Origin of the sequence: Halomonas sp. 113, assembly GCF_904067645.1 — a bacterium.
Lineage (GTDB): Bacteria > Pseudomonadota > Gammaproteobacteria > Pseudomonadales > Halomonadaceae > Vreelandella > Vreelandella titanicae.
In genome coordinates this window covers 4,034,388-4,061,177 of the sequence record NZ_LR881453.1, presented here as the reverse complement: position 1 = coordinate 4,061,177, position 26,790 = coordinate 4,034,388, and the positions used below count along the sequence as shown (strand labels likewise).

23 protein-coding genes, 3 tRNA genes and 2 rRNA genes are annotated in these 26,790 nt (G+C 55.4%); 21 read left to right on the top strand and 7 right to left on the bottom strand.

Translation table 11 applies throughout. The features are described from left to right. The first annotated feature begins 120 nt into the window (after positions 1–120). A 23S ribosomal RNA gene (locus tag YERSI8AC_RS19205) occupies positions 121–3,009 on the top strand. A gap of 829 nt (positions 3,010–3,838) precedes the next feature. Continuing rightward, a 5S ribosomal RNA gene (gene rrf / locus YERSI8AC_RS19200) occupies positions 3,839–3,954 on the top strand. Positions 3,955–4,068: 114 nt separating this feature from the next. Here rrf and hisC read toward each other — a convergent pair. Then, the gene (gene hisC, locus YERSI8AC_RS19195; RefSeq protein WP_159177321.1) at positions 4,069–5,127 is read right to left on the bottom strand and encodes a histidinol-phosphate transaminase; all 1,059 of its coding nucleotides are present in this window, start codon (positions 5,125–5,127) and stop codon (positions 4,069–4,071) included. Between the two features lie 166 nt (positions 5,128–5,293). On the opposite strand from hisC, the gene YERSI8AC_RS19190 reads away from it, so the two are divergent. The 4 genes from YERSI8AC_RS19190 to mnmH all read left to right on the top strand — a co-directional run bounded on the left by YERSI8AC_RS19190 (position 5,294) and on the right by mnmH (position 9,456). Then, complete coding sequence (locus YERSI8AC_RS19190; protein ID WP_159177320.1) at positions 5,294–5,740, top strand: copper resistance protein NlpE N-terminal domain-containing protein; 447 nt, start codon at positions 5,294–5,296, stop codon at positions 5,738–5,740. Between the two features lie 154 nt (positions 5,741–5,894). Further along, positions 5,895–7,265, top strand: a complete 1,371-nt coding sequence (gene radA, locus YERSI8AC_RS19185; protein ID WP_053857190.1) for a DNA repair protein RadA — start codon at positions 5,895–5,897, stop codon at positions 7,263–7,265. Positions 7,266–7,321: 56 nt separating this feature from the next. Then, positions 7,322–8,359, top strand: coding sequence for a selenide, water dikinase SelD (gene selD / locus YERSI8AC_RS19180; protein ID WP_159177319.1), 1,038 nt, complete (start codon positions 7,322–7,324; stop codon positions 8,357–8,359). After that, positions 8,356–9,456 carry a tRNA 2-selenouridine(34) synthase MnmH gene (gene mnmH, locus YERSI8AC_RS19175; RefSeq protein WP_022522030.1) on the top strand — a complete coding sequence of 367 codons (1,101 nt, stop codon included), beginning with the start codon at positions 8,356–8,358 and terminating at the stop codon, positions 9,454–9,456. Before selD ends, mnmH begins: the two co-directional genes overlap by 4 nt. Before the next feature lie 20 nt (positions 9,457–9,476). Here mnmH and YERSI8AC_RS19170 read toward each other — a convergent pair whose 3' ends face one another. Further along, positions 9,477–10,166, bottom strand: coding sequence for a type 1 glutamine amidotransferase (locus YERSI8AC_RS19170; RefSeq protein WP_022522031.1), 690 nt, complete (start codon positions 10,164–10,166; stop codon positions 9,477–9,479). Positions 10,167–10,288: 122 nt separating this feature from the next. Here YERSI8AC_RS19170 and YERSI8AC_RS19165 point away from each other — a divergent pair, with 122 nt between their 5' ends. Continuing rightward, complete coding sequence (locus YERSI8AC_RS19165) at positions 10,289–10,891, top strand: YjaG family protein (protein WP_022522032.1); 603 nt, start codon at positions 10,289–10,291, stop codon at positions 10,889–10,891. Between the two features lie 3 nt (positions 10,892–10,894). Here the strand turns inward: YERSI8AC_RS19165 and YERSI8AC_RS19160 are convergent, their stop codons facing one another. The 5 genes from YERSI8AC_RS19160 to hisB form a co-directional block, all read right to left on the bottom strand. After that, positions 10,895–11,401 carry a hypothetical protein gene (locus YERSI8AC_RS19160; protein WP_022522033.1) on the bottom strand — a complete coding sequence of 169 codons (507 nt, stop codon included), beginning with the start codon at positions 11,399–11,401 and terminating at the stop codon, positions 10,895–10,897. A 28-nt stretch (positions 11,402–11,429) separates the two neighbouring features. Then, positions 11,430–12,203: an imidazole glycerol phosphate synthase subunit HisF gene (gene hisF / locus YERSI8AC_RS19155; RefSeq protein ID WP_022522034.1), complete on the bottom strand. Its 774-nt coding sequence runs from the start codon at positions 12,201–12,203 to the stop codon at positions 11,430–11,432. Then, on the bottom strand, positions 12,200–12,946 hold the full coding sequence (gene hisA, locus YERSI8AC_RS19150) for a 1-(5-phosphoribosyl)-5-[(5-phosphoribosylamino)methylideneamino]imidazole-4-carboxamide isomerase (RefSeq protein WP_022522035.1): 747 nt from the start codon (positions 12,944–12,946) through the stop codon (positions 12,200–12,202). The genes hisF and hisA overlap by 4 nt, the downstream gene beginning before the upstream one ends. Before the next feature lie 11 nt (positions 12,947–12,957). Further along, a complete protein-coding gene (gene hisH, locus YERSI8AC_RS19145) occupies positions 12,958–13,599 on the bottom strand; it encodes an imidazole glycerol phosphate synthase subunit HisH (protein WP_022522036.1) in 642 nt (213 codons plus the stop codon). 76 nt (positions 13,600–13,675) lie between these two features. Beyond that, positions 13,676–14,269 carry an imidazoleglycerol-phosphate dehydratase HisB gene (gene hisB, locus YERSI8AC_RS19140; RefSeq protein WP_027958866.1) on the bottom strand — a complete coding sequence of 198 codons (594 nt, stop codon included), beginning with the start codon at positions 14,267–14,269 and terminating at the stop codon, positions 13,676–13,678. Between the two features lie 197 nt (positions 14,270–14,466). On the opposite strand from hisB, the gene YERSI8AC_RS19135 reads away from it, so the two are divergent. The 14 genes from YERSI8AC_RS19135 (at position 14,467) to urtE (ending at position 26,750) form a co-directional block, all read left to right on the top strand. Further along, positions 14,467–14,949: a GNAT family N-acetyltransferase gene (locus YERSI8AC_RS19135; RefSeq protein WP_009288590.1), complete on the top strand. Its 483-nt coding sequence runs from the start codon at positions 14,467–14,469 to the stop codon at positions 14,947–14,949. After that, positions 14,949–17,288 carry an AsmA family protein gene (locus tag YERSI8AC_RS19130; protein ID WP_138799835.1) on the top strand — a complete coding sequence of 780 codons (2,340 nt, stop codon included), beginning with the start codon at positions 14,949–14,951 and terminating at the stop codon, positions 17,286–17,288. The genes YERSI8AC_RS19135 and YERSI8AC_RS19130 overlap by 1 nt, the downstream gene beginning before the upstream one ends. Before the next feature lie 137 nt (positions 17,289–17,425). Beyond that, the gene (gene mutY, locus YERSI8AC_RS19125) at positions 17,426–18,520 is read left to right on the top strand and encodes an A/G-specific adenine glycosylase (RefSeq protein WP_022522038.1); all 1,095 of its coding nucleotides are present in this window, start codon (positions 17,426–17,428) and stop codon (positions 18,518–18,520) included. A gap of 59 nt (positions 18,521–18,579) precedes the next feature. Further along, positions 18,580–18,855, top strand: coding sequence for an oxidative damage protection protein (locus tag YERSI8AC_RS19120; protein WP_022522039.1), 276 nt, complete (start codon positions 18,580–18,582; stop codon positions 18,853–18,855). Between the two features lie 214 nt (positions 18,856–19,069). Beyond that, positions 19,070–19,145: transfer RNA gene (locus YERSI8AC_RS19115), tRNA-Phe, on the top strand. 6 nt (positions 19,146–19,151) lie between these two features. Then, a tRNA-Gln gene (locus tag YERSI8AC_RS19110) sits at positions 19,152–19,226 on the top strand. Between the two features lie 72 nt (positions 19,227–19,298). Beyond that, a tRNA-Thr gene (locus YERSI8AC_RS19105) sits at positions 19,299–19,374 on the top strand. A 593-nt stretch (positions 19,375–19,967) separates the two neighbouring features. Further along, on the top strand, positions 19,968–21,146 hold the full coding sequence (locus YERSI8AC_RS19100; protein WP_022522041.1) for a transporter substrate-binding domain-containing protein: 1,179 nt from the start codon (positions 19,968–19,970) through the stop codon (positions 21,144–21,146). Next, entirely contained in the window at positions 21,143–21,793 is a 651-nt protein-coding gene (locus tag YERSI8AC_RS19095; protein WP_022522042.1) for an ANTAR domain-containing response regulator, read from the top strand. Before YERSI8AC_RS19100 ends, YERSI8AC_RS19095 begins: the two co-directional genes overlap by 4 nt. A 214-nt stretch (positions 21,794–22,007) precedes the next feature. After that, positions 22,008–23,243 carry an urea ABC transporter substrate-binding protein gene (locus YERSI8AC_RS19090; RefSeq protein ID WP_022522043.1) on the top strand — a complete coding sequence of 412 codons (1,236 nt, stop codon included), beginning with the start codon at positions 22,008–22,010 and terminating at the stop codon, positions 23,241–23,243. A 105-nt stretch (positions 23,244–23,348) separates the two neighbouring features. Continuing rightward, positions 23,349–24,221, top strand: a complete 873-nt coding sequence (locus YERSI8AC_RS19085) for an ABC transporter permease subunit (RefSeq protein ID WP_041159527.1) — start codon at positions 23,349–23,351, stop codon at positions 24,219–24,221. Then, complete coding sequence (locus YERSI8AC_RS19080; protein ID WP_022522045.1) at positions 24,222–25,325, top strand: ABC transporter permease subunit; 1,104 nt, start codon at positions 24,222–24,224, stop codon at positions 25,323–25,325. After that, complete coding sequence (locus tag YERSI8AC_RS19075; protein WP_022522046.1) at positions 25,322–26,044, top strand: ABC transporter ATP-binding protein; 723 nt, start codon at positions 25,322–25,324, stop codon at positions 26,042–26,044. Before YERSI8AC_RS19080 ends, YERSI8AC_RS19075 begins: the two co-directional genes overlap by 4 nt. Further along, on the top strand, positions 26,031–26,750 hold the full coding sequence (gene urtE / locus YERSI8AC_RS19070) for an urea ABC transporter ATP-binding subunit UrtE (protein ID WP_022522047.1): 720 nt from the start codon (positions 26,031–26,033) through the stop codon (positions 26,748–26,750). Before YERSI8AC_RS19075 ends, urtE begins: the two co-directional genes overlap by 14 nt. Positions 26,751–26,790: the final 40 nt, after the last annotated feature.

Genomic DNA, 26,790 nt, shown 5'->3' with positions numbered 1-26,790 from the left:
ATGTATATCATGCTGACAAGAACACTTCGCAAGAAGTGCTTCTTAAATTGTGATACGTCTCAAGCGTATCCGGCAAAATGAAACGTGATCATTGCGAGTCCAGACTCCTTCGGGTTATAGGGTCAAGCAATGAAGCGCACACGGTGGATGCCTAGGCAGCCAGAGGCGATGAAAGACGTGGTAGCCTGCGATAAGGCTCGGTGAGGTGGCAACAACCTGTGACCCGGGCATTTCTGAATGGGGAAACCCACTCATCACAAGATGAGTATCGTGCACTGAATACATAGGTGTACGAGGCGAACCAGGGGAACTGAAACATCTAAGTACCCTGAGGAAAAGAAATCAACCGAGATTCCCCTAGTAGCGGCGAGCGAACGGGGACCAGCCCTTAAGCATGAGACTGATTAGGCGAACACGCTGGGAAGCGTGGCCGTAGCGGGTGATAGCCCCGTAGTCGAAAATCTGATCATGTGAAATCGAGTAGGTCGGGGCACGAGAAACCTTGACTGAAGACGGGGGGACCATCCTCCAAGGCTAAATACTCCTGGCTGACCGATAGTGAACCAGTACCGTGAGGGAAAGGCGAAAAGAACCCCGGAGAGGGGAGTGAAATAGATCCTGAAACCGTGTGCGTACAAGCAGTAGGAGCAGACTTGTTCTGTGACTGCGTACCTTTTGTATAATGGGTCAGCGACTTATATTCAGTGGCGAGGTTAACCGTATAGGGGAGCCGTAGGGAAACCGAGTCTTAACTGGGCGACACAGTCGCTGGATATAGACCCGAAACCGAGCGATCTATCCATGAGCAGGGTGAAGATTGAGTAACATCAATTGGAGGCCCGAACCAGGATCTGTTGAAAAAGATTTGGATGACTTGTGGATCGGAGTGAAAGGCTAATCAAGCTCGGAGATAGCTGGTTCTCCTCGAAAGCTATTTAGGTAGCGCCTCACGTAGTACCGCCGGGGGTAGAGCACTGTTTCGGCTAGGGGGTCATCCCGACTTACCAACCCGAGGCAAACTCCGAATACCGGTGAGTAGCGCGTGGGAGACACACGGCGGGTGCTAACGTCCGTCGTGAAAAGGGAAACAACCCAGACCGTCAGCTAAGGTCCCGAAATCCTGGTTAAGTGGGAAACGATGTGGGAAGGCTCAGACAGCTAGGAGGTTGGCTTAGAAGCAGCCATCCTTTAAAGAAAGCGTAATAGCTCACTAGTCGAGTCGGCCTGCGCGGAAGATGTAACGGGGCTAAACCAGGTACCGAAGCTACGGGTTCATCCTCTGGATGAGCGGTAGAGGAGCGTCGTGTAAGCCAATGAAGGTGAATTGAGAAGTTCGCTGGAGGTATCACGAGTGCGAATGCTGACATGAGTAACGATAAAGGGCGTGAAAAACGCCCTCGCCGGAAGACCAAGGGTTTCTGTTCGACGCTAATCGGAGCAGAGTGAGTCGGCCCCTAAGGCGAGGCCGAAAGGCGTAGTCGATGGGAAACGGGTCAATATTCCCGTACCGGACATGGTTGCGATGGGGGGACGAAGAAGGCTAGGTGAGCCAGGCGTTGGTAGTCCTGGTGAAAGTGAGTAGGCCGAGACCTTAGGTAAATCCGGGGTCTTAAAGCCGAGACACGAGACGAACTGACCACGGTCAGGAAGTCACTGATGCCACGCTTCCAGGAAAAGCCTCTAAGCTTCAGATCATGTGCGACCGTACCCCAAACCGACACAGGTGGTCAGGGTGAGAATCCCAAGGCGCTTGAGAGAACTCGGGTGAAGGAACTAGGCAAAATGGTGCCGTAACTTCGGGAGAAGGCACGCCGGCATAGGGTGAAGAGACTTGCTCTCCTAGCCCGAACCGGTCGAAGATACCAGGTGGCTGCAACTGTTTATTAAAAACACAGCACTCTGCTAACGCGCAAGCGGACGTATAGGGTGTGACGCCTGCCCGGTGCCGGAAGGTTAAATGATGGTGTTAGCCGCAAGGCGAAGCTCTTGATTGAAGCCCCGGTAAACGGCGGCCGTAACTATAACGGTCCTAAGGTAGCGAAATTCCTTGTCGGGTAAGTTCCGACCTGCACGAATGGCGTAATGATGGCCACGCTGTCTCCACCCGAGACTCAGTGAAATTGAAATCGCCGTGAAGATGCGGTGTACCCGCGGCTAGACGGAAAGACCCCGTGAACCTTTACTATAGCTTCACACTGGACGCTGATGTTGCCTGTGTAGGATAGCTGGGAGGCTTTGAACTCTGGACGCCAGTTCGGAGGGAGCCAACCTTGAAATACCAGCCTGGCATCATTGGCGTTCTCACTCAGGTCCGTTATCCGGATCGAGGACAGTGTGTGGTGGGTAGTTTGACTGGGGCGGTCTCCTCCTAAAGAGTAACGGAGGAGCACGAAGGTACCCTCAGCACGGTCGGACATCGTGCATTGAGTGCAAGAGCATAAGGGTGCTTGACTGCGAGACAGACACGTCGAGCAGGTGCGAAAGCAGGTTCTAGTGATCCGGTGGTTCTGTATGGAAGGGCCATCGCTCAACGGATAAAAGGTACTCCGGGGATAACAGGCTGATACCGCCCAAGAGTTCACATCGACGGCGGTGTTTGGCACCTCGATGTCGGCTCATCACATCCTGGGGCTGAAGTCGGTCCCAAGGGTATGGCTGTTCGCCATTTAAAGTGGTACGCGAGCTGGGTTTAGAACGTCGTGAGACAGTTCGGTCCCTATCTGCCGTGGGCGTTGGATGTTTGAGAAGGGCTGCTCCTAGTACGAGAGGACCGGAGTGGACGACCCTCTGGTGTTCCGGTTGTCACGCCAGTGGCATTGCCGGGTAGCTATGGTCGGACGGGATAACCGCTGAAAGCATCTAAGCGGGAAGCCCCCTTCAAGATGAGACATCCCTGAGGCCTAGAGCCTCCTGAAGGGCCCAGCGAGACCAGCTGGTTGATAGGCACGGTGTGGAAGCGCTGCAAGGCGTTGAGCTAACGTGTACTAATGGCCCGTGAGGCTTGACCCTATAACACCCAAGGGGTCTGGTCGCGATGATGACGACCACGGTGTGGTTCATGACTGGGGTGAAGTCGTAACAAGGTAGCCGTAGGGGAACCTGCGGCTGGATCACCTCCTTAAACGATGCGTCACAGTCAGTAAGCGTCCACAATGAATTACCTGATCAGAATACTGTTGATACGCAGTGATAAGTGGCTCTGTTTTTTTCACGTTAAAAAGAAAAAATAGCTTTTAAGGTCTTAAAGGTCTTTTTCTTTTTTAATATGAAAGAACGCTTATCACTGCTTATAGCAGTCGCTCTTTAACAATGTATATCATGCTGACAAGAACACTTCGCAAGAAGTGCTTCTTAAATTGTGATACGTCTCAAGCGTATCCGGCAAAATGAAACGTGATCATTGCGAGTCCAGACTCCTTCGGGTTATAGGGTCAAGCAATGAAGCGCACACGGTGGATGCCTAGGCAGCCAGAGGCGATGAAAGACGTGGTAGCCTGCGATAAGGCNCCGCTGAAAGCATCTAAGCGGGAAGCCCCCTTCAAGATGAGACATCCCTGAGGCCTAGAGCCTCCTGAAGGGCCCAGCGAGACCAGCTGGTTGATAGGCACGGTGTGGAAGCGCTGCAAGGCGTTGAGCTAACGTGTACTAATGGCCCGTGAGGCTTGACCCTATAACACCCAAGGGGTCTGGTCGCGATGATGACGAAGCATTAAAAAGCCGGATACGCAGCGTGTGGCCCAAGCGACATAACGCCAGGGCGACAGGCGATGAGATGCACACAATTAGCAAGCAACGCTAGAAAGCCTGCTCGTCAGCATGATGTACATTAACAGTTACGCCTGACGACCATAGCACGCGTGAACCACCTGATCCCTTGCCGAACTCAGAAGTGAAACCGCTTAGCGCCGATGGTAGTGTGGGGTCTCCCCATGCGAGAGTAGGTCATCGTCAGGCACTTCCTCACGCCTCACGCCTCACGCCTCACACCTCACACCTCACGCCTCACGCCTCACGCCTCACGCCTCACGCCTCACGCCTCACGCCTCACACCTCACACCTCACCCTTCACTAGAGAAGCATTTCTAACGCTTCAATCAGGCTATCCATCTCATCATCGGTGCCGATGGTGATGCGTAGGAAGTTGTTGAGGTCTGAGGTATTAAAATGGCGCACCAGAATGCCTCGCTCACGTAGGCCAGCAAATAGCTGCGCGCCTTCGTAATCAGGGTGCTGGGCGAGCACAAAGTTAGCCTTAGAGGGCAACACTTCAAAGCCCAAGGCTTCAAGGCGCCGGCGAGTGCGTTCACGGGTGGTAATAACACGCTTGCGGCAGGCTTCAAAATGGTCGATATCTTTGAGTGCGGCGATGCCTACTAAGCTTGCCAAACTATCTACAGGGTAAGAGTTAAAAGAGTCTTTTACCCGCAGCAGGCCATCGATCAACTCCTCTGAGCCCACCGCATAGCCTAGCCGCAAGCCTGCCAAACTGCGTGATTTAGAAAACGTACCGGTGACGAGAAGGTTAGGGTAGTGATCAATCAGCGCAACAGCACTCTCTGCGCCGAAATCGACATACGCCTCGTCCACAAGCACTACTCGATCAGTGACGCGCTTTAACAGCGCCTCGATAGTCGCAAGCGAATGCGCGTGGCCAGTAGGGGCGTTGGGGTTAGCGAAAATAACGCCGCTGCGGCTAGTATCCGCTCCAAGCGCATCAATATCGACTTCCCACTGCTTATTGAGCGGATGCTTTCGCAGCTCAACGCCATAAAGATTGGCGTACACGGGGTAGAAGCTATAGGTGATCGTGGGTACGTCTAGTGGTGCGCCATGGCGGAAAAATGCCTGAAAGGCAAACGCTAGCACCTCATCGGAACCATTACCGACAAACACTTGGCTACTCGCTACCTGAAACGTCTCCGCTAACGCTTCACGCAGCGCTGCAGAGGTTGGGTCAGGGTAGAGGCGTAGATGATCGGTCGCGTACTCGCGCAGTGCCTCACCGACGCCTGGGGCAGGTGGGTAAGGGTTTTCATTGGTATTGAGCTTTACAAGCTGCTCGCGTGGCTGCTCGCCGGGCACGTAAGGCGTAAGTTCGCGAACGGCCGGACTCCAGTATTGGCTCATGTGGGTAACCTGATTATCCTAGCAAGGTACACCATGGTCGCTTGAAGGCTAACTTAGCGCAAGCATTCGCATCGCTAGGGGTGTGCGTCGCACCTTGTAGCGGTTATGCTGTCATAAGTGCGCGTAAATAAATGTGATGTCCAACACGAGATTAAGGAGACACTCTATGCAACTTAAGAGTTTGCTGGCCGGTTCGGCCATGTTGGCACTGCTGGCTGGCTGTGCAAGCAGCCCCATGGAGCAGCAGCAAGAAGAGGCAGTTGCCGCACAGCAAAATTACCAAGGTTCATTACCTTGCCGCAATTGCGATGGTATCGATCTGGATGTCACGATGGTGGGTGAAGAGATGAGCGCGGCTGAAGAGCGTACCTTCACACTGAACGCTTCTTACCGTAACCACCCTCAAACACCGCCGGATGAAAACTACGCGGGTAACTGGGAAGTGCTAACCGGTACGCCTTCCGATCCGGACGCCACTGTTTACGAACTGACGCCAGATGGCGATGGTCAAATCTACTACTTCATGCGTATTGATGAGAGCACGTTGGAGTTGATTGACCCAGAGCGTCGCCGCTTTGAAAATGGTGAAATGCTGCAGCTAAAGCGTCAATAAGACGTTAGCCAGTAGTACAAAAGGCGGCCACTGGCCGCCTTTTGTGTTTGCTGGCACTCATGAATATAAAGTACGCGACAGTAAGTGATGAATACTAGCGGCAGCCAAGCGTAAGTTGCCACTTAGTGACAGCAACAGTAGGAGTGTAATGGCAGTGGCCAAAGCCAAAAGCGCCTTTGTGTGTACCGAGTGCGGCGCCGAATACCGTAAGTGGCAGGGGCAATGTAGCAGTTGCCAAGAGTGGAACACGCTTAGTGAAGTGCACTTGGCGAGCGCTCGCCCTGGCGGCGGCGCAGCCCCCGGTCGATCTGGTTACGCGGGTGATCTGTCACGCGAAGTGATCGACCTGGGCAATGTGGATCTTAGCGAAGTACCCCGCATGAGCTCCACTTTCGCAGAGTTTGATCGCGTGCTGGGCGGTGGGCTTGTGCCCGGCTCGGCGGTGCTTTTGGGTGGCAATCCTGGCGCGGGTAAATCGACCCTGCTATTGCAAACGGCCTGCAAGTTGGCCCAGCAGCGGCGTATCCTCTATGTAACCGGTGAGGAGTCGCTCTCCCAGGTAGCGATGCGTGCGCACCGCCTACAGTTGCCTACCAATGGCTTGAAAATGTTGGCCGAGACCAGCGTGGAAACCATCTTGGCGGTGTCTGAGCGGGAGAAGCCAGAGATTCTGGTGATTGACTCCATCCAAACCATGCATCTGGAAGATATCAGTTCTGCACCCGGTGGCGTTGCCCAGGTGCGCGAGTCAGCCGCGGCGCTAACGCGCTTCGCCAAAAAGACTAATACGGTTTTGCTACTGGTAGGCCACGTCACTAAGGACGGTTCGCTGGCGGGCCCTAAAGTGCTTGAGCATATGATTGATGCCTCGCTGCTATTAGAGGGGGGCGCCGACTCACGCTTTCGCACCCTGAGGGGACAGAAGAACCGCTTTGGCGCCGTCAACGAACTAGGTGTTTTCGCCATGCTTGAACAGGGCCTTAAAGAAGTTAAAAACCCCAGCGCGATCTTTCTTTCTCGCCAGGAGGAGCAGGCGCCAGGTAGTTTAGTCATGGTGGTCTGGGAAGGCACACGGCCGATTCTGGTAGAGGTACAGGCGCTGGTGGATGAGTCCGCGCTGGGCAACCCTCGCCGTGTCGCCGTCGGCGTTGATCAAAACCGCCTAGCCATGCTGCTGGCAGTACTTAACCGCCACGGTGGGTTGTTTACCGGTGACCAGGATGTGTTCTTGAATGTCGTCGGCGGTGTCAAAGTGCTCGAAACCAGCGCCGATCTGGCGGTGCTGCTAGCTGTGGTCTCTAGCCTGCAAAATCGCGCGCTACCCAAAGAGCTAGTGGTGTTTGGTGAGGTTGGATTATCGGGCGAGATACGCCCGGTGCCCAGCGGCCAAGAACGCATTGCCGAAGCGGCCAAGCACGGTTTTCTCCGCGCCATTGTACCGCGCGCTAACGCACCCAAGCAGGCGCCTAAGGGTATGGAAGTGATCGCTGTTGATAAACTCAGCGATGCGCTGGACGCCCTGTAGCCTGGACGATACTGGGTTAAACTGATGATATTCCCCAAGTGCCAAGGAGAGACACGATGAGTTCGATTCGCTTGACCCAATATAGCCACGGCGCGGGCTGTGGCTGCAAAATCGCCCCGGACGTGCTGGATGGCATTCTTGCCAAGGCGGGGCCAGCGGCGGGCCATAAGCGGCTTATCGTCGGCAATCAGGGACGAGAAGATGCGGCTGTCTACGATCTGGGCGATGGGCGGGGCATGATTGCCACTACGGATTTCTTTATGCCCATTGTCGACGACCCCTTCGATTTTGGCCGTATCGCGGCGACCAATGCCATCAGCGATGTTTACGCCATGGGCGGCACGCCGGTGATGGCGTTAGGTATTCTCGGCTGGCCGCTGGATAAGCTAAGCGCTGAAGTGGCTGGTGACGTAATGGCCGGCACCCAGGCGGTATGTCGCGAATTAGGCGTTGCCCTGGCGGGCGGTCACTCCATTGATGCGCCCGAGCCGATTTTCGGACTCGCGGTAAACGGCTTAGTCGACCTGGATAAGCTCAAGCTAAACAGCACCGCCAAGCCGGGTGATCTACTGTTTTTAACCAAGCCGTTAGGCGTGGGCATGCTAACCACAGCAGAGAAACGTGGCTTGCTGGAAATGGGCCACCATGGTCTTGCCCGTGAAACGATGCTCAAGCCCAATAGCATTGGTGTGAAGCTTGCCGATGTGAAAGGGGTGAACGCCATGACTGATGTCACTGGCTTCGGATTGGCGGGCCACCTTGCTGAAATGTGCCAGGCCAGTAACGTCATGGCCCAGATTGATTTCCGTAAGTTGCCTCGTTTGGCCGAGGCAGAGTCCTACCGCCGCCAAGGCGCTGTGCCTGGTGGTACGCTGCGCAATCGTGATGCGCTGGGGGAGAGCCTGCCGGCCATGGATGAAGCCCACTGGCAGTGGTTATGTGACCCCCAGACTTCCGGCGGCCTGCTGCTCAGCGTTGACCCCGCCTGGGAGGATGACGTTGAGCGTATTGGTCGCGAATTCGGCCTGTCGTTACAGTCATTCGGCGTCATGAAGGCGCGCCAGGGTAAAGCCTCCATCGAGGTGGTCGGGTGATACTGGCCACAACTCCAGCCACCACACCGGCGGTATTGGGTTTAATTAGAGAAGAGCGACCGCTAATAGATGTGCGCGCCCCGGTGGAGTTTGCCCAGGGCGCGCTGCCCGGTGCCGTCAATTTGCCCTTAATGGTCGATGACGAGCGTCATCAGGTGGGCATCGCTTATAAGAAGCATGGTCAAGCCGCGGCGATTGAACTAGGTGAGCGTTTAGTCAGCGGCGAGGTCAAGCAGGCTCGGGTCGCAGCGTGGCAGAAGTACTTAGCCGAATACCCAGATGCATTGATTTACTGCTTTCGCGGTGGACTGCGCTCGCAAATTGCTCAGCAGTGGCTGGAAGAGGCCGATATCTCAAGGCCACGGCTGGAGGGTGGCTGGAAGGCTATGCGCCAAGCGCTCTGTGAGCGCATTGATACGGCCGCGCTTCAGCCAATGCTGGTTGTTGCCGGGCTCACCGGGTGTGCAAAAACAGCGCTGATTAATCAGCTCGATAATGGCGTCGACCTGGAAGCTTATGCGCACCACAAAGGTTCTGCTTTTGGACGCAGACCTGAAGAGCCTGCTACTCAAATCAACTTTGAGCATGCGCTGGCCAAGCGGCTAATCGGGCTGATGGAAGGGCTGGTCATCGAAGATGAGTCCCGTCAGATTGGCAACGCCAATATTCCCTTGAACTTCTGGCGGGCGCAGCAGCAAGCGCCGCGGGTGCGTATCGAAATGCCGCTGGATTGGCGCCTTGCTCAGATTCAGCAGGACTATATTATCGACCTGGAGCAGGCCTATGCCGCTCGTCATGGGGCCTACCAGGGCTGGCAAATAATGCAGGCGCAGTTAAGTAATTCCCTTATCCGACTAGGAAAACGCTTGGGTAACGCGCGCCTTCAGCGCTTACAGCGGCTGCAGGCGCTGGCATTCAAAGAGCATGCCCAGGGCAACCCCCAATCCCATGAAGCCTGGCTTGCGCCGCTGCTCACCGAGTACTACGACCCGCTCTACCGCTACCATTTAGAGAAGCAGCGCGACGCTGCGCCGCCAGAGATTCATGTGGGCGATTGGGATAGCTGCCTAGAGGCCGCCAGGCAGTGGAACCGCTGACGGCCTTATAGCTTGTACTGTTACGCTGCTTTAAGCCACTGGGTCATCAGTCGGTCGAGCTGTGGCGCGAGGTGAATAAAGCGGTTGGGGTCTTCTAATATTTGGGCCGCATCCTGAACATAGCGGGTAGTGGAAGGTGACGCTTCAGGCCACTCGGCTGTGCCCAGTAGCTGTTTCACGCTAGCCGCAGTGGCTTCTAGGTGGCACAGCAGGCCGATGACACGACCTCTGTCCCATGCAAACCCTTGCAGCGGTGCAGCTTCGCTACCGCCTAGGGGCAGCGCATCGTCGGGTAAACTGAAGACATAGCGATGCCACATAAAAGCGCTGAATGTTTCGGGTAAATCCAGCAAGCTTTCCGGCGCTAGGGTGACTGTATGCCAGCCTGTTTCAGTATAGGTACCAGGCGCTACCACCGAGCCCAGTGCCTGGGCTATCCAGTGGGCGCCTACGCCAATACCCAACAGCGGTTTTTGGCCATCCAAATAGCGGTTGATGAGCTTATCTTCGGCTTTAAACCACGCCGGTGGATGGCTGAGTAGCTCTTCTGGGCCATCAAGTATAATCAGTGCATCAGACTCGTTTGGGCGGGGCGTTAGCTCGCCTGCGTAGAGATGAAAAACGGTGTAACTATGGCCCATACTGGTTAGCCAATCGGTTAAACGGGCGGGGCCATGGTCAGGGCCGTGCTGTAGCAGATGAATATGCATGGTAATCTCCTCGCCGGCCGTACAATCATCAAAGCGCTGGGGATCGCCCCAAGCGTAGAGAGACGATAACGTACCCGATAACTTTCACCAATATCCCACGTCAAGCGATCCAGGAAATCAGTATGGTGTCGAAACCTCAGGGCTTTTACCAACGGTTACAAGAACTCCCACTACCTGCCCAGCAAGCCTTCATGGCGGCGTTGTGTGAGCGTTTGCTGCCTAACTATATGCTTTATCAGCAAACCACCGGCCAGGGTGATAGCCATACGCTAGGCACCGTGCTGAGTTTGGTCTGGGAGCGGCTTAATGTGCCCAATGCCAGTATCGACTTTGCCCGCCAAGCGGAAAAGCTAGCCGAGTGTGAGCCGCCCGAAGAGGATGACAGCTTTGGTGCCCGGCGCGCCCTGGATGCAGTAGTGTCGGTCTCAGCGCTGCTGGACACCCTGCAAGGCGACTCCCCAGAGGCCGTGCTGGATGTTAGCCGCACATCCCGAGCGGGCGTACGCGCTTTTATAGAGCTTACTGAAGGCGAGGTTGACGCGCAGAAGCTAGCGCTGATTATTCGCGACCATCCGTTGATGGACGACGAAAACGATTTTCAGGATGCCGTATTGGAAGCCGTCAGCGAACCGCTGGATAAGGCGTCGCTGAAAGAGGTGCGTGAATTAGGTCGCAATGGTGGCATCAGCAATCTGGGTTTATCGCTAGACGACGTTGAGGAGTAGCGACTAAAAGCGCACCCCTGCGGTTATCATCATGCCTGCGGTGCCGAAAATGATCAGGTCTGATTCAAACCGGCCCCATTGCACGCCGATACTGGGGAGTGCGGCCGGGGCGATTTCCAAGTGATTGAGCGGAATTTTGTCGCGATACTCGCCTTTATAGCCGCGCAGGAGTCCGCCAGTGAGTTTGGCGCGCACGTTTATCCCCTGATCGGTTTGCCAAAGAGGGAACTCCCGCCCCGCATAGAAGTACCAAGAGGGCTGATCGAAGGAGTTTTTGAACCAAGCCCCGCCCGCTAACCAGTGATTCGGATTATGCAGTTCAATGCTAACCAGGTCTTGTTGGTTAGTGTGTTCCGGGTCGGGGCTGAAGTGGCGGGTATAAAGGCTGGTTTGCACCAGGGTGTGATCCCACTCCAACGACGGTGGCCAATCAGGTAGCGAGAATGCGGTAGCAGGCATACTAAACAGCAAGCCTGCTAGCCATCCCATCCATGGATGTGAGCGAAACATTCGAAGCTCCTGGTTGATAGAGGGCATTTTAAAGCCGCATTTCGATACCGCGTTCGGCCATATAGCGCTTAGCTTCAGGGATGGTGTATTCGCCAAAATGGAAAATACTGGCGGCCAGCACTGCATCGGCACCACCTTTGAGTACGCCATCCACCAGGTGATCCAGGTTGCCCACACCGCCTGAGGCTATCACCGGAACGCTCACCGCTTCGGAAATCGCGTGGGTCACGCCCAGGTCAAAGCCAATCTTGGTGCCGTCGCGATCCATGCTGGTGAGCAGTAGTTCGCCCGCCCCGAACTCAACCATCTTCTTCGCCCATTCAACGGCGTCAAGGCCTGTTGGGCGGCGGCCGCCGTGAGTGAAAATCTCCCAGCGGGGCGTTTCACCCTCTTCAGAGACCCGCTTGGCGTCAATGGCCACCACAATGCACTGGCTACCAAAACGCTCGGCGGCTTCGCGCACAAACTCAGGGTTGTTGACCGCCGCGGTGTTGATCGAGACTTTGTCTGCCCCGGCGTTCAGCATAGTGCGAATGTCGTCACAGCTGCGAATGCCGCCGCCGACGGTTAGCGGAATAAACACTTCGCCAGCAATGCGTTCAACCATCTCCACCGTCGTGTCGCGGTCTTCGTGGCTAGCGGTAATGTCGAGAAAGGTGATTTCATCGGCGCCCTGCTGGTTATAGCGCTGGGCAATCTCCACCGGATCACCGGCATCGCGAATACCGACAAAATTAACGCCTTTGACCACGCGCCCGGCGTCTACGTCCAGGCAGGGGATAATGCGTTTGGTAAGGCTCATGAACTGCCTCCCGTCAGTTGGTCGCTCAGCCGCTGAGCTTCGGCAACATCCAGGCTGCCTTCGTAAATTGCCCGACCGGTAATAGCGCCCAGGATACCGCTATCAGCAACCTCGCAGAGTGCTTTGATATCGTCCAGGTTGGTCACTCCACCGGAGGCAATCACCGGCAAACCGCCTTCGCGAGCAAGCGCCGCGGTGGCTTCCACATTGACGCCTTGCATCATGCCGTCGCGGGCAATGTCGGTGTAGACAATGCTGGAGACGCCGTCGTTGGCGAAACGCTTGGCAAGCTCAGTGGCTTTTACCGTGGAGACCTCTGCCCAGCCGTCGGTGGCGACATAGCCATCTTTGGCATCAAGTCCAACGATCACATGGCCGGGAAAAGCGCGGCACATCTCGCCCACAAAAGCGGGTTCTTTAACTGCCTTGGTGCCGATAATCACATAAGAGACACCGGCGCTTAAGTAGTGCTCGATGGTTTCCGCACTGCGAATGCCGCCACCAATTTGAATCGGCAGATCCGGGTAAGCGCGGGCGATAGCCGTCACGGCGTCACCGTTCACTGGTTTGCCTTCAAAGGCGCCGTTCAAGTCCACCAGGTGCAGGCGACGGGCGCCAGCCTCTACCCAGCGCGCCGCCATGGCCACCGGGTCATCGCCGTAAGACGTCGCGTCTTCCATGCGGCCCTGCTTCAATCGAACACACTGGCCGTCTTTGAGATCAATAGCGGGAATTACCAACATACAAAATCCTCTCAGGGCGTCCAGGTGACAAAGTTTTCAAGCAGGCGAAGGCCCGCGCGAGAGCTTTTTTCGGGGTGAAACTGCACCGCGAAGGTCGCGTCACGGCCAATGGCCACGTGGGCGGTTACCTTGCCGTATTGGGTCGTACCAAATACTTGTGCATCTTCATCGGCATTAACGTAGTAGCTATGCACGAAGTAGAAGTGTTCGTGATTATCAATACCTGCCCAGAGTGGGTGTTCATGGTGCTGCTCTACCACGTTCCAGCCCATGTGCGGTACTTTCAAGCGCTGCTCGTGGGCGTCGCGCATATCGCCAGGGAAACGATCTACACTGCCTTTAAAGAACCCCAGGCACTCTACGCCGCCATTCTCTTCGCTGCGCTCCAGTAGCATCTGCTGGCCCACGCAGATACCCAGCAGCGGTTTGGCCTGGCGGGTTAAGATATCCTCCACCAACCCGCGTAACTCGGTGCGCTCAAGTTCGCCAACGCAGTCGCGAATGGCCCCTTGGCCCGGTAGCACTAAACGCGTTGCGCCGAGGATACGGCGCGGGTCGCGGGTAATGACGACATTCTCATGGGTCACATGCTCCAGCGCTTTGGCTACAGAATGAAGATTGCCCATTCCATAGTCGATTACAGCAATGGTCATGAAGCGCTCCTTGGAGAAGTGGACAAAATAGGGCTAACGGCAAAGCCCGTGGCATCGCGCAGGCTACAGCGCAGCATCATAAGCTCCCTTTGGTGGAGGGCATTTGGCCTGCCATGCGCGGGTCTTCCATCACGGCCATGCGGAGTGCTCTGCCAAAGGCCTTGAAGATCGTTTCCGCCTGATGGTGAGCATTAAAGCCTTTGATGTTGTCGATATGCAGCGTCACGCGGGCGTGATTGACAAAGCCTTGGAAAAACTCCCAGAACAACTGAGTGTCCAGGCTACCGATAGTGTCGCGGGTGAATTCAACATCCATAAACAGACCTGGCCGACCGGAAAAGTCGATCACTACCCGGGAGAGTGCTTCATCAAGAGGAACATAGGCGTGACCATAACGGTAAATACCGCGTTTATCGCCAATTGCTTCAAAAAAAGCTTGGCCTAGCGTAATACCCAGGTCTTCTACGGTATGGTGGTCGTCAATATGCAGGTCGCCAGTGGCATTGATGTCGAGATCGATCATCCCGTGGCGAGCAACTTGATCAAGCATATGATCCAGGAACGGAACGCCGGTTTGGCAGCTAAGATGGCCTTCGCCGTCGAGATTGACGCTGACCTTGATCTGCGTTTCGTTGGTGTCACGGCTAACCGTGGCAATACGCGCTGACATGTTGCATCTCCTGCGCTGAAGCGCACTCTGAGGGATGGCTGGTGGCGATCATCAACTTACCACTGATTTGATCGGCCTGTGGCGAAGCGACCATTATAGTGAATCGGCGCCCTCATCCGCTACAATGCGCGAAATGTAGCCGCAATCAATTGCGGCAGAAATAGCAGCCAGGCTGCTTTGGCGAAGAGGATTTCACCATGCCGGTGACACTGCACCATGTCGACCAGGCCCGTTGGGAAGCCGATGAGCAGGTGCGCCTTGATCTTATGCGCATCTATCAGGATGCGCCCCAAGAGCGTATGCCCACCCCAACGGTTGAGCCATTTATTGAGCAACATTTTGCAGGCCAGCACTTTTTTGCCTGTGCACTCTTCAACGATCGGCTGCTGGGGGCCGTCGCCGTTCAGGAGGGCGCAGACCGGGCGTGGTGGCTATCTGAGCTCTGCGTGCGCAAAACCACCCGTCGCCGTGGCGTCGGTTCGCGCTTGATGGCGCTGCTTGGCGAGCAAGCCAAGCAGGAAGGCCGTGTCCTGCGCATTGAAACGTCCACTTTACCACTGGCCGACCGCGTGCTGCTCTCCAAGCTAGGTTACCGGCCAATGGCCAATCCAGAAACGCCGGCAGCGGGTATGCCCGCCACCAGTGATTTTGTTGAGTTAGACCCACAAGGGAAAGGGTAATGAAACAGCTATTACGTATCTTGCTGGCAGCAGTCGGCATTCTCGCCATCGTTGCGGTCGCCGCCGTGGTCTACGTGACCACCTTTCTGGATCCAGAAGACTTCAAGCCCCGTTTAACTGCTGTCGTGGAGGAGCAAACGGGACTCAACTTGGCGTTGGAAGGCCCGATTACCTGGTCATTCTACCCGCGTATCGGCGTCAGTGTAGAGAAAGCCCGCGCCTGGTTGCCCGAGCAGGCTGAAGAGAGCGCTGCCTTTGCGGCTATTGACCGCGCCGAGGTGAGCGTGGCATTCGGCCCGCTACTGCGCGGGGAAATTGCCGTTGACGGCCTAACCCTGGACGGTATGCGCCTTAACTTAGAGCGCGATGAACAGGGTGAGGGTAACTGGGAGCCCTTGTTAGAGCGCCTTTCTGAGCACAATGAAAGCGCGGCTGAAACGGTGCTGGCGCCCGCCAGTGCTGGCCCCAATGCGGACGCCGGTAGCTTAGCCGTGGTGTTGAGTATTGCCAGCGTTGAAGTGAAAAACGCCGACATTCGCTTCCGCGATGCGCAAACCCAAGCACTGTGGCGTATGCAGCAACTGAATATCTCGGGTAGTAACGTTAACCCGCTGCGCGCCTTTCCGCTGAAGGCTATGTTCACACTGACCAAGCATAACCGGCTCGATGCCGAGGTATTGGAGCGTGCCCCTGATCTGACCAGCGATATCAATCTTGAAACACGCGTGCGGCTTGGGTTGGCAGATAAGCTTTTCGCCCTGGAAAATATGGCACTGACCACTCGAACCACCAAGGGGGCAGAGAGGGAGCCACAGCAGCTGAGTTTGAAGGCCGCCGAGTTGGTTGCCCGTATGGGCGAGCAGCAGCTCACCATTAAAGAGGGGCTGCTCGAAACGGGCCTGCGTAAGGCGGATAACTGGCAGGGCAGCTTGGCGTTGGCGCTCGCCTTTGGCCTGGAGGGCGACTGGCAGGCACAAACGGCGCAGTTGAAAGACTTGCAGCTTACCGGGCCGGATGGCTTAAGGGTGAGCGGCCACCTTAATATTGAGCAGTTGCGCGATGCTCCCCGTTATCGTGGTCAGCTAACCGCTGCCCCCTTTACGCTACGCCCCTGGCTTGCCCGTGCTGGCGTTACCCTAACCACCGCGGGCGAGGCTGCGCTCAGCGATGTAGCCATGACCAGTCCTATCGAAGGTGATGCCGAGCAATTCTCTTTGCCTAGCCTCTCGTTGGTCGTCGACGACAGCACCTTTACCGGCGAGCTGACGGCGGCGCTGAATGGCTCACGCCTGGCGTTCGATTTAGCCGGTGACCAACTAGACCTTGATCGCTATCTTCCCGGTGAGGCCACCGCCAAACAGGCGAGTCGCGGCTTGCTACGCAAAGCCTTTGCTCAGGAAAACAACACATTAGTGCCGCAATCGTTGCTCAGCGGGCTGGCGTTAGAGGGCGACCTGAGCGTGGATACGCTTATTTTTGCGGGCCTGACCTTCAACAATCCACGCTTGCAACTGCGTGGCGACGACGGCGTTCATCGGCTAACGGCGTTTGAGTCAGGCTTCTATGAGGGTGAACTCAGCGCTACCGGCCAGGTTGATGCTACGGATTCCATCCTTGAGTGGGCGCTATCGCCGACTATTAACAACGTTCAGGTGGCGCCGTTGATTGAAGCGATCAGTGAAAAAGAGGAGGCATCACCACTGCGCGGTCGCTTTAATTTAACCGGGGATGTCACCAGTCAGGGCAATACCCGTGAAGCGCTTATCGGCAACCTCAATGGCGCGCTTAATGCTCGTCTAAACGAAGGCGCCATTTTAAATACCAACATTTCCAAGCAAATGTGTGAACTGGTTGCCCAGTTAGAGGGGCAGGGCACTTTGCGGGATTGGCACACCGATACTCGCTTTGAGCGTTTTGATGCTACCTTCCAAATCAGTAACGGCTTAGTGGAGAGTGACGACCTGCTGATCACCCTGCCCGGCATCGATGTGCGTGGAGAAGGCGAACTGGATCTTGCCAGCTTGAACTTTGATACTCGTGCGAATGCCCGCTTGGTCGACACCGCCGACGCGGCCTGTGAAGTTAACCCGCGCCTAGAACAACTGCCGCTGCCCGTACGCTGTGAAGGTAATCTTGGCGATGAACGCACCGAGTGGTGCCGGTTCGACCGTGAGATGTTCCAGACCGCCGTGGTTGACCTGCTGCGCAACGAGGCGGGTGATCGTGTTAATGAAGAGCTGGAGGAGCGTCTAGGCGACTCTTTAGATGAGCTAGATGAACGCCTTGGCGAAGGTGCTGCTCAAGAACTTCGTGATGGTCTACGCAGCCTGTTTAACTGAGCATCGACGCAGGATGTGAAGTGACGCATTTATCGAAACAGTAAGTGCTGCGCCGGCCTAAACGCCGGCGCTTTTTTATTGGCACTGGTGCCTGCCCATTTCTGTTTCATATACCCATTTCTGTTTAAGGAGCGTGCATGGCAGATATGCCCACGCCGCGGCTAGCGGCAAACGAATTCCAACAACGCTTACTGGATTGGTTTGACCGCTACGGCCGTCACGACTTACCGTGGCAGTCGCCGCGTAGCGCCTACCGTGTGTGGGTGTCGGAAATCATGCTGCAGCAAACCCAGGTTGCCACCGTTATCGGCTATTTTGAGCGTTTTATGGCGCGCTTTCCTACCCTGGAGAGTCTCGCTAAGGCCCCGCAGGATGAAGTGCTGCACCTCTGGACGGGCCTTGGTTACTATGCCCGTGCTCGCAACTTGCATAAAGCTGCCCAGGTTGCGTTAGCGGAGCACAATGGCGAGCTGCCGACGGAGAGTATCGACGCATTAGTCGCTTTGCCTGGTATTGGCCGCTCCACCGCTGGCGCTATCATTGCCCAAAGCACAGGGCAGCGGGCGGCTATTTTAGATGGCAATGTAAAGCGCTCGCTCACTCGTTTGCATGCGCTGCCCGGCTGGCCGGGCAAGCCCGATGTGGAGAGAAAGCTGTGGGCGCTGGCGGAGTATTACACCCCAGCAGAGCGCCTGGCGGATTACACCCAGGCGATGATGGATTTTGGCGCCACGCTATGTAAACGCAGCAAACCGGACTGCCTTAGCTGCCCATTTAACGATGTCTGTTTGGCCTACGCCCAAGGCGAACCAAAGCGCTACCCAGAATCCAAACCCAAAAAGGCGCTGCCCACACGACAAACGATCATGCTGATGCTGCGTGACCCGGAAGGCAGGATATGGCTTGAGAAACGCCCTCCCAGCGGTCTGTGGGGCGGGTTATGGAGTTTGCCGCAGTTTGAGAAGTACAGCGAGCTCAATGACTGGCTTGAAGACAACGCCGTTAACCCTAAGCGGGGAACTACATCGCCTAGCTTTTACCACACCTTCAGCCATTTTCGCTTAGAGATTACCCCGCAGCCGGTGAGCTGCGATAGGCTGGGCGGTGTTCGTGAAAGCGGCGTATGGTACGACGTTAACCATCCGCCTGAACTGGGCCTTGCTGCTCCCGTTAAAGCGCTGCTCAGCCAGCTAACGCCCTTTAGCCTCAATCCGACACCAGGGCACGCTTAAGCGTTTGCTAGCTGATTGGATGAGATCATTGAATGAAGTTGCAGAACCAGGAGCACGTTATGAGCAATACCGTTTTTTGCCGCAAGTACCAAAAAGAGTTGGAAGCACTGCCATTCCCACCTTTGCCGGGTAAGCAGGGGCAGGAGATTCAGGCCACCGTTTCCAAGCCCGCTTGGGAAGCCTGGCAGGCGTTGCAAACCCGCCTGATCAATGAAAAGCACCTCAACATGCTCGACCCCGAATCCCGTGCGTATCTAATGGAGCAGATGCAGCGCTTCCTGGACAACCAGGAAACCGACCAAGCCGAAGGCTATGTACCGCCCTCGCAGGCATGAATAGCTGGCATAAAGAGAGAGGAGGCTACTTCTAGTGGCGGGTGGTTTGGTCGAGCAACTGGCTTGTAATCAGTGGCTCTAGGTATGGGTGTATCGAAGGCCGAGCCAGAGATGGCGTAGTAAAAAAGACCTCTAAGCATCGGTATCGCAAGAAAGTTTCACAAAGGTGTTGACGGAAAGCGGCGTTTTTAGTTTAATACGCACCGTTGGCAGCGGCCAGATAGCTCAGTTGGTAGAGCAGGGGATTGAAAATCCCCGTGTCGGCGGTTCGATTCCGTCTCTGGCCACCACACTGCTGGGGTATCGCCAAGTGGTAAGGCACCGCTTTTTGGTAGCGGCATTCCCAGGTTCGAATCCTGGTACCCCAGCCATTGCCAACAAGATTTCTTGTTGATTGCAGAGCCTAACAGCGAAGCAATCAAGTTCTCAAGGAAACGTGAAGCGCCGACATAGCTCAGTTGGTAGAGCAACTGACTTGTAATCAGTAGGTCCCGGGTTCGACTCCTGGTGTCGGCACCACTGAAAAGTGGTTAAAAGCAACATGTTAGAGACTCAAAAAGGCTACCTTCAAAGGTGGCCTTTTTTGTTTTATTCCCCAAATTCTGCATCTGCGTACTGTTTCTTTCAAGACCACTTCTGCCTGTTCTTATCAGATTGGCAAATCGTATCTGAGTAGTCGAAATGACCTGATTTGTTGGCGGCCTTCAGCAGATTCTATAAAATCCTTCATCCTCGACTGTCTGGTTTTCACGGCTATACAAGCATGGGAAGCCTGAGTGCACCTTCGTGCAGCATAAATTCTTATGTGTGTATCAAAAAGAGGCGAAGCACCTACATTAAAGGTGTTCAAAAGCCGCTATTGTGGCATGTTGTTTAATTGGCACGTTTGTTGCTTTAGTTTTTTTATAGTTGTTTAGTGGTAATGGCCTTCGACTTAAGAATAGCGTCAATGAGTTGACAAAGTCGATTAGGGGTCACAATACTAAGTTTAGTAATTGACATATTGTGCGTCGGCATACACCGAAAAGGCACAGAGCAATAGGGCTCCCATCGTTACCGTCAGGTAGCGTTGTGAGCCCTTTTTTTATGTCTGAAAATAGGAAGGTCAGTCAATGAACAGTCGTATCCCGGTTGGCATACTCTTCTCCACCCAAGGCCCCTACGCCACCGTTGGCCGCTCAATGCGCGATGGGGCGATGCTGGCGCTGGAAGAGGTCAACCAGGACAAACGATATCCCTTTGAGCTTGTGCCCATCGAGTGTGAGCCAGCCGGTGACATCGCTGCCTACAGCACACTCGTGAGGAGTTTGCTTCGCCATGAGGGCGTGAAGCACGTGATTGGTTGCTATACGTCTTCCAGCCGAAAAGAAGTTATCCCGATTTTCGAAAAATACGACGGTTTGTTGTGGTATCCCTCTCATTACGAGGGGTTCGAGACCAATAACAACGTCGTTTATACGGGCGCCGTGCAGAACCAACATGTTCTGCCGCTGATGGACTATGTGCTTGCCCATATCACACGAGATGTGTACTTCGTAGGCTCCAACTATGTATGGGCCTGGGAAAACGGCCGCATCATTAGGGAACTTACCAAAGCACACGGTGGAGAGATGATCGCCGAGCGGTACTTGCAGGTAGGTGATTTGGATGTGGCACGCATCATCGAAGAAATCCACGAAAAGCGCCCCGCCTTCATCATGAACATGCTGATCGGTGAGTCTAGCTACGCGTTCTACCGGGCGTTTGCAAAAGCTCGCGCTGAGAATGCGGCACTACAAGAAACGGTCATTGGTAGCTGCACACTTTGTGAGCCGGAACTCGCCCAGATCGGTTCGCAGGCATGTAGTGGGCATCTTGCATCGAGTGTCTACTTCTCGACCATTGAGACGGATGTTAACAAGCAGTTCGTTAAAAGTTACCGCAAGCGATATGGCCACAATGCTTTACCGAGTGCAGATGCAGAGGCTTCTTATAACACCGTTCATCTTCTTGCCCTGGCGCTGGCTGGCGCCGATTCAGTTGATATCGAACGGGTGAAAAAAGCCTTGCATAAAACGTCGTTCCAAGCCCCGCAGGGCATGGTTCATGTCGATCCTGAGAGCAATCACAGCTACTTGACCGTCCGGCTAGGAATATCCCGCGAAGACGCGACGTTCAAGGTGATTTCAGAAGCAAACGCCCCCGTTCGCCCGGATCCTTATCTCGTTTGGGCTGAAGCATGTGGTGGAAGCTCTGCTCAGACGGAAACGCCCATTGCTCAAAACAATATTGGCTTGAGGATCGTGCGATGACTGTTACCACACGACGTAACTTCAGGGGCCACCGTGCATTGGTTGTGTGTGCCGCCGAAAAGGATCGGGCGGTGCTGAGCCAGTTCCTTGTAGAACTGGGAGTTACCCCGGTCGTTTATGAAATCCACGATGAAGTGGGGGCTGATAGGCCGTTTGACTTGGTGTTCTTCGATGATGAATTGGGACGCCAGTTCGGCAGCATCACTCGCATGATCGACAGTGTCCAGGGGCCGGCGATTGCCCTGATCGGTTCGGATGCGCCGAGCTCGGTCAATTGGTTCATCGAGCGCCGAGTTTGCGGCTATCTCACCAAGCCGTTACGTAAGGCCGGTATTCTCGCGAGCCTAATTCTCGCTAACCAAAAGTTTAATGAGCGCTACGAGACTGAGCAGAGACTTCAACGTCTGGAACAGCAGGTGCGTGCACGCCGAGTCGTTTGTACGGCGGCGATCAAGCTCATTGAGGATATGGGCGTTTCCGTCAATGACGCTTTTGCCCTGTTGCGCTCGGCGAGCATGAACCGACGTCTATCACTGGAAGACCTCTCGGCGATGATCGTCTCCGGCGAGATTGCTATGGCAGCGCTGAAGGGAGATTTCGATGTCACCGATGGTCTCGGGGAAGCCCGGTTCAATCGCTACTTGTAGTGGCCTAACTAACAATAAGCGAGACAACAAGCGAGGCAAAAGTGGGGCACATCATTGAACTCTAACACCTAACCACACGATTTTAGCCGTCATTGCGTTTAAGAGCAGAGCGTCGTTTCTCATTTCATGTAGAGGCGATGTAGGAAGCTGTATTGCCGCAGGAAGGCGTTAAAGCGTTGCAGGAAACAGTAAAAACTAAACTGGGAGTATACAAATGAAATACTCAACAATTCAGAGAACGATAACCTTATCAACTCTGATGGCTGGCGCTTTTGTGGCCAGCGCTTCGGCAGATGATCCTATCCGGATCGGTGTGTTAGAGGATCAGTCCGGCAACTTTGCGGCAGTCACTCAGGCGAAGGTGAGTGCCATTGAATTAGCGGCTGAGGAAATCAATGGCGCAGGCGGTATCGCGGGTCGCGAGGTGGAACTCGTCGTTTACGACACTCAGTCTGATGATCGTCGTTATCAAGAGTTAATGCGGCGGGTTCTCCAGCGTGATCAAGTGGATACCGTCTTTGCGGGGTTTGCTTCTTCATCAAGGGAAGCATATCGACCGATTGTTAACCAGTTTGATGGGTTGGCGTTTTATAACAATCAGTATGAAGGCGGCGTATGTGACGCCAACATGATTGTCACTGGCGCTGTTCCGGAGCAGCAGTTCTCGACGCTGATTCCCTGGATGATGGAAGAGTATGGCCCTAAGGTCTATACGATCGCCGCGGACTATAACTTTGGCCAGATCTCGGCGGAGTGGGTTAGACAGATTGTGGAAGAGGAAGGCGGGAAAATTGTAGGCGAGGCGTTCATTCCACTGAGTGTTTCACAATTTTCACAGACAATTCAAGATATTCAGGGTGAGGATCCAGACTTTGTAGTAACCCTACTTGTCGGTTCCAACCAGGCGTCTTACTACGAGCAAGCGGCATCGGCAAATCTGGGGCTGCCCATGGCATCGTCAGTAAATGTCGGACAGGGCTACGAGCATAAGCGCTTCGCGCCCCCAAGCCTTGCAAACATGTTTGTTACCACGAACTTTATCGAAGAAGTGGATACCCCTGAGGCTAACGCGTTTGTTGAGAAGTTCTATGAGCGCTTCCCTGATACGCCCTATGTGAATCAGGAAGCCGCGAACTCTTACATTGCTATGTACCTTTATAAGCAGATGGTTGAGCGTGCCGGCGGTTCGACCGACAAAGAAGACCTTCGCGAAGTGATCGCCGAGGGCGATGTCTGCTTCGATGGCCCTTCTGGCACCGTGTGTCTCGACCCTAAGAGCCAGCATATGTCTCACAATATCTTTCTGGCGAAAGTGGATGAGAACCACGAGATATCTTTCCCCGAAACTTGGGAAAATATCGAGCCGTACTGGCTGGGTGAAAATGGTTGCGATCTGACCCAGAACGACCCAAGTGCCCAGTACACCCCTTCTAGCCCTCCCAACGAGTAAATATCACGCATCGTCCCGGCAGGGTGATGAAATTCACCCTGCCTGACCTGTGAGTTTGCATTAAGCGGGAAACCTCGCTGGCGTTTCCTGCCCAGGAGCCTGGATATGGAATATATACATTTCGCGTTTACAGCGTTTTATCAGTTTGGGGATGCGTTTGCCTTCCTGGTGCTATCTGCCATGGGGCTTGCGGTGATCTTCGGGATGATGGGTATCATCAACCTGGCTCACGGTGAATTTATCATGTGCGGCGCCTACGTAACGGTGGCAACGGCGCGCATGGGGGTTCCACTGCCCATCGCTATGTTATGCGGCAGCCTTGCCGCCGGGATTCTTGGCATTGTGCTTGAACGCACGATTATTCATCGCCTCTATCACCGGCCATTGGACTCCATTGTGGCCACCTGGGGGATCAGCCTGGTTCTCACTCAAGGCACACTGATCGTGTTTGGCTCCAGCATGTCGGGTATCAGCACGCCGCTGGGTAGCTTTTCGGTGGGCGATTACACCTACTCGACCTATCGAATGGTGCTGCTTGGGGTCGCCGTGCTACTGCTTATTGGCTTGTATGTGCTGTTTCACCATACGACGTTCGGTATCCATTCGCGGGCAACGATTCAAGCACCGCACATGGCTAAAGCCGCGGGGATCGACACCGGGCGTATGTACTCCCTCACCTTTGGTCTCGGGGCTGCACTGGCCGGTTTGGCCGGCGCGCTTTATGCCCCCACGATCTCCATCGTCCCGACGCTGGGCGCCAACTTCCTGGTCGAGAGCTTCGTGACGGTGGTTGTGGGCGGGGCGGATGTGTTCCTGGGTACGGCGCCAGCCGCGGCCACGCTCGCGGTTATCAAGGCGTTCCTGACCGGGTGGCAGGGGCAGCTCATGGGCCAGGTGGGGCTGTTAATAACCGTCATGGTGGTTATCCGCATTCTCCCGCAAGGCCTGTCTGGCTGGTTACTCAAGGGGCGTTCATAAATGGCTATGTTGCAACGAGAAGACCCGCTGACGGCGCGGTCAGCGTCTCGCGTGCCAAACTGGATGCGGCTCGTTAACGGTCCGCAAACACTGGGTCGCGGATCGCTGTTTTGGGTTGGCTTTGCCTTGGCGATTGGCGCGGCCGCCGTTTACCCCGCCTTTGCAGATGGCTGGAGTGTCGGTAATACGGCCTACTTTTTTTGCTGGGTGTTTATGGCTCTTGGGCTATCGCTGATCTGGGGATACACGGGCGCGCTCAGCTTTGGCCAGACCGCTTTCTTCGGGCTTGCCGGGTATACGTACGGTGTCGTCACGATCAACTTTGGCGCGGCTTACGGTATGACCATCGTCGGAGTGCTGCTCGGCGTTGGGATGTCGTGTCTGGGGGCGGCTCTGCTGGGTTACATGCTTTTTTACGGACGCATCAGCGGCGTCTTCCTGGGGATTGTCACGCTGTCGACCACGCTGGTTTTTGCAACTTTCATGGCGCAGACGGCGGGCTCACAGTGGGCGATCGGCGATGCCCGGATGGGTGGTGACAATGGCATGACCGGTATGCCGCCGCTGACCATCCCCTGGGCGGGAGGCGATATAGCGCTGTACTCGGGCGTGCCGCTTTATTACCTGCTTCTCGCCATGCTGGTGCTTTGCTATCTGGGCTTACGGGTGCTGGTTAATTCGAGGTTCGGCAATGTGCTGGTGGCGATTCGTGAGAACCCGCACCGCGCTGAAATGCTCGGTTACGACATTCGCCGCTACCAGTTAATTGCCTTTGTGATTGGCAGTGGTTTAGCGGGTCTGTCTGGTGTGCTGTATACCGCCTGGGGGCAGTACATCAGCCCGTCCAACATGGATTTGGCGGCCGCCGCATTACCCATTATCTGGGTGGCGGTGGGCGGGCGTAAAGACCTCACCGCGACGCTAGTGGGCACATTGGTGGTGCTGGGCATTTTCCAGAATCTCACGATCTACGGCAGCTACTACGCCTTCGTCATCATGGGCTTGCTGCTGGTCGTCATCGTGGTCTATTTGCCGGAAGGGTTGATCCCGGGGCTGGTCAGGCTTGTAAGCCGTCTCCGCAAGCGTAAGGAGGGCATGTCGTGACCATATTGCGAACCGAGAACTTATATAAGCATTTCGACGGCGTAAAAGTGGCGCAGGACGTGAACTTCTCAATGGCGTCCGGTGAAATCCGCTGCTTGATTGGCCCGAATGGCGCGGGGAAGAGCACGTTTTTCAAGCTTGTGCTCGGTGAGCATCAACCCAGCGCTGGCAAGATCTACTTCTCAGATAAGGAAATCACCAAGCTGCGTTCCTTTGAGCGCGTGAAACAGGGAATCGCTGTCAAGTTCCAGGTGCCGGGTATCTTCGCTGAGCTGTCCGTTTGGCAAAACATGCAGATCGCGGTTCAGAACCATCTGCATGGCGATTCGATGACGGCGGCGATCGACAAGGCACTCGCCTTCGTAAGGCTTACCGACAAGGCCGAAGAGCTTGCCGGAGAACTCTCCCACGGCGAGCAACAGTGGCTTGAGATCGGCATGGCGGTGAGCACGGAGCCGCGTTTGCTACTGCTCGATGAGCCAACGGCTGGCATGACGCCGGAAGAAACGGCGCGCACCGGCGAGATGATCCAGGCGCTCAATCGCCAGGGTATGTCCATTTTGGCGGTTGAACACGACATGGAGTTCGTACGCCAGATTGCCCATAAGGTCACCGTACTGAACTTCGGTGAGATCTTTGCGGAAGGCACGATCAACGACATCGAGGCTAACGAAGAGGTCGCACGCATTTACCTGGGGACAGCCGATGACGACGAATAATACACATCTGTTGAGCTTGGAAGGCGTTACGTCTGGCTACGGTACCACCGCCGTTCTGCAAGAGGTCAGCTTGAGTGTGGGCCGCGGCGAGGTGGTTGCCGTCATCGGCCGAAATGGCGTTGGCAAGACAACGTTAATGAAGACGCTAATCGGTCTTCTTAAGCATCGACAGGGCGCTATCCGCTTCGACGGTCAGGATATCGGCGCGCTCGAATCGCACCAACGTGCGCGCTTGGGCATTGGTTATATCCCGCAAGGGCGCGAGGTCTTCTCGCGCATGACCGTCTGGGAAAACCTCAAGGTCGGCGAGATGCTCCAACAGCCCGGCGAGGGTGTCGACTACGAGCGGGTCTACGAGTTCTTCCCTATCTTGCGCGAGCGGGCCAATCAGCGGGCCGGCACTTTCAGCGGCGGACAGCAGCAACAGCTTGCTATCGGCCGGGCCATGGTAGGCAAGCCGAAGCTGATGCTGCTCGATGAACCTTCGGAAGGTATCCAGCCGAACATCGTCAAGGACATCTCGCGCAACATCCTAAAGCTCAATCGCGAGCTGGGCGTGACCGTTCTTCTCGTTGAACAGAACCTGGACATGATCATGACCATGGCGCAGCGCTGCTACGTCATGGACAAGGGGCAGATTACCCATGAGCTCGCGACGGAACAACTTCGTGACCGTGACGCCATGCGGCGCATTCTGGCGGTTTGAGGGCGTGACACGTAAGGGGTCACGGAAAACGTTTTGCCAT

Excerpts from the sequence above, each read along its gene's own strand:
- hisC (WP_159177321.1), bottom strand. The coding sequence starts at position 5,127 with ATGAGCCAATACTGGAGTCCGGCCGTTCGCGAACTTACGCCTTACGTG.
- YERSI8AC_RS19190 (WP_159177320.1), top strand. The coding sequence starts at position 5,294 with ATGCAACTTAAGAGTTTGCTGGCCGGTTCGGCCATGTTGGCACTGCTG.
- selD (WP_159177319.1), top strand. The coding sequence starts at position 7,322 with ATGAGTTCGATTCGCTTGACCCAATATAGCCACGGCGCGGGCTGTGGC.
- YERSI8AC_RS19170 (WP_022522031.1), bottom strand. The coding sequence starts at position 10,166 with ATGCATATTCATCTGCTACAGCACGGCCCTGACCATGGCCCCGCCCGT.
- YERSI8AC_RS19165 (WP_022522032.1), top strand. The coding sequence starts at position 10,289 with ATGGTGTCGAAACCTCAGGGCTTTTACCAACGGTTACAAGAACTCCCA.
- YERSI8AC_RS19160 (WP_022522033.1), bottom strand. The coding sequence starts at position 11,401 with ATGTTTCGCTCACATCCATGGATGGGATGGCTAGCAGGCTTGCTGTTT.
- hisF (WP_022522034.1), bottom strand. The coding sequence starts at position 12,203 with ATGAGCCTTACCAAACGCATTATCCCCTGCCTGGACGTAGACGCCGGG.
- hisA (WP_022522035.1), bottom strand. The coding sequence starts at position 12,946 with ATGTTGGTAATTCCCGCTATTGATCTCAAAGACGGCCAGTGTGTTCGA.
- hisH (WP_022522036.1), bottom strand. The coding sequence starts at position 13,599 with ATGACCATTGCTGTAATCGACTATGGAATGGGCAATCTTCATTCTGTA.
- hisB (WP_027958866.1), bottom strand. The coding sequence starts at position 14,269 with ATGTCAGCGCGTATTGCCACGGTTAGCCGTGACACCAACGAAACGCAG.
- YERSI8AC_RS19135 (WP_009288590.1), top strand. The coding sequence starts at position 14,467 with ATGCCGGTGACACTGCACCATGTCGACCAGGCCCGTTGGGAAGCCGAT.
- YERSI8AC_RS19130 (WP_138799835.1), top strand. The coding sequence starts at position 14,949 with ATGAAACAGCTATTACGTATCTTGCTGGCAGCAGTCGGCATTCTCGCC.
- mutY (WP_022522038.1), top strand. The coding sequence starts at position 17,426 with ATGGCAGATATGCCCACGCCGCGGCTAGCGGCAAACGAATTCCAACAA.
- YERSI8AC_RS19120 (WP_022522039.1), top strand. The coding sequence starts at position 18,580 with ATGAGCAATACCGTTTTTTGCCGCAAGTACCAAAAAGAGTTGGAAGCA.
- YERSI8AC_RS19100 (WP_022522041.1), top strand. The coding sequence starts at position 19,968 with ATGAACAGTCGTATCCCGGTTGGCATACTCTTCTCCACCCAAGGCCCC.
- YERSI8AC_RS19095 (WP_022522042.1), top strand. The coding sequence starts at position 21,143 with ATGACTGTTACCACACGACGTAACTTCAGGGGCCACCGTGCATTGGTT.
- YERSI8AC_RS19090 (WP_022522043.1), top strand. The coding sequence starts at position 22,008 with ATGAAATACTCAACAATTCAGAGAACGATAACCTTATCAACTCTGATG.
- YERSI8AC_RS19085 (WP_041159527.1), top strand. The coding sequence starts at position 23,349 with ATGGAATATATACATTTCGCGTTTACAGCGTTTTATCAGTTTGGGGAT.
- YERSI8AC_RS19080 (WP_022522045.1), top strand. The coding sequence starts at position 24,222 with ATGGCTATGTTGCAACGAGAAGACCCGCTGACGGCGCGGTCAGCGTCT.
- urtE (WP_022522047.1), top strand. The coding sequence starts at position 26,031 with ATGACGACGAATAATACACATCTGTTGAGCTTGGAAGGCGTTACGTCT.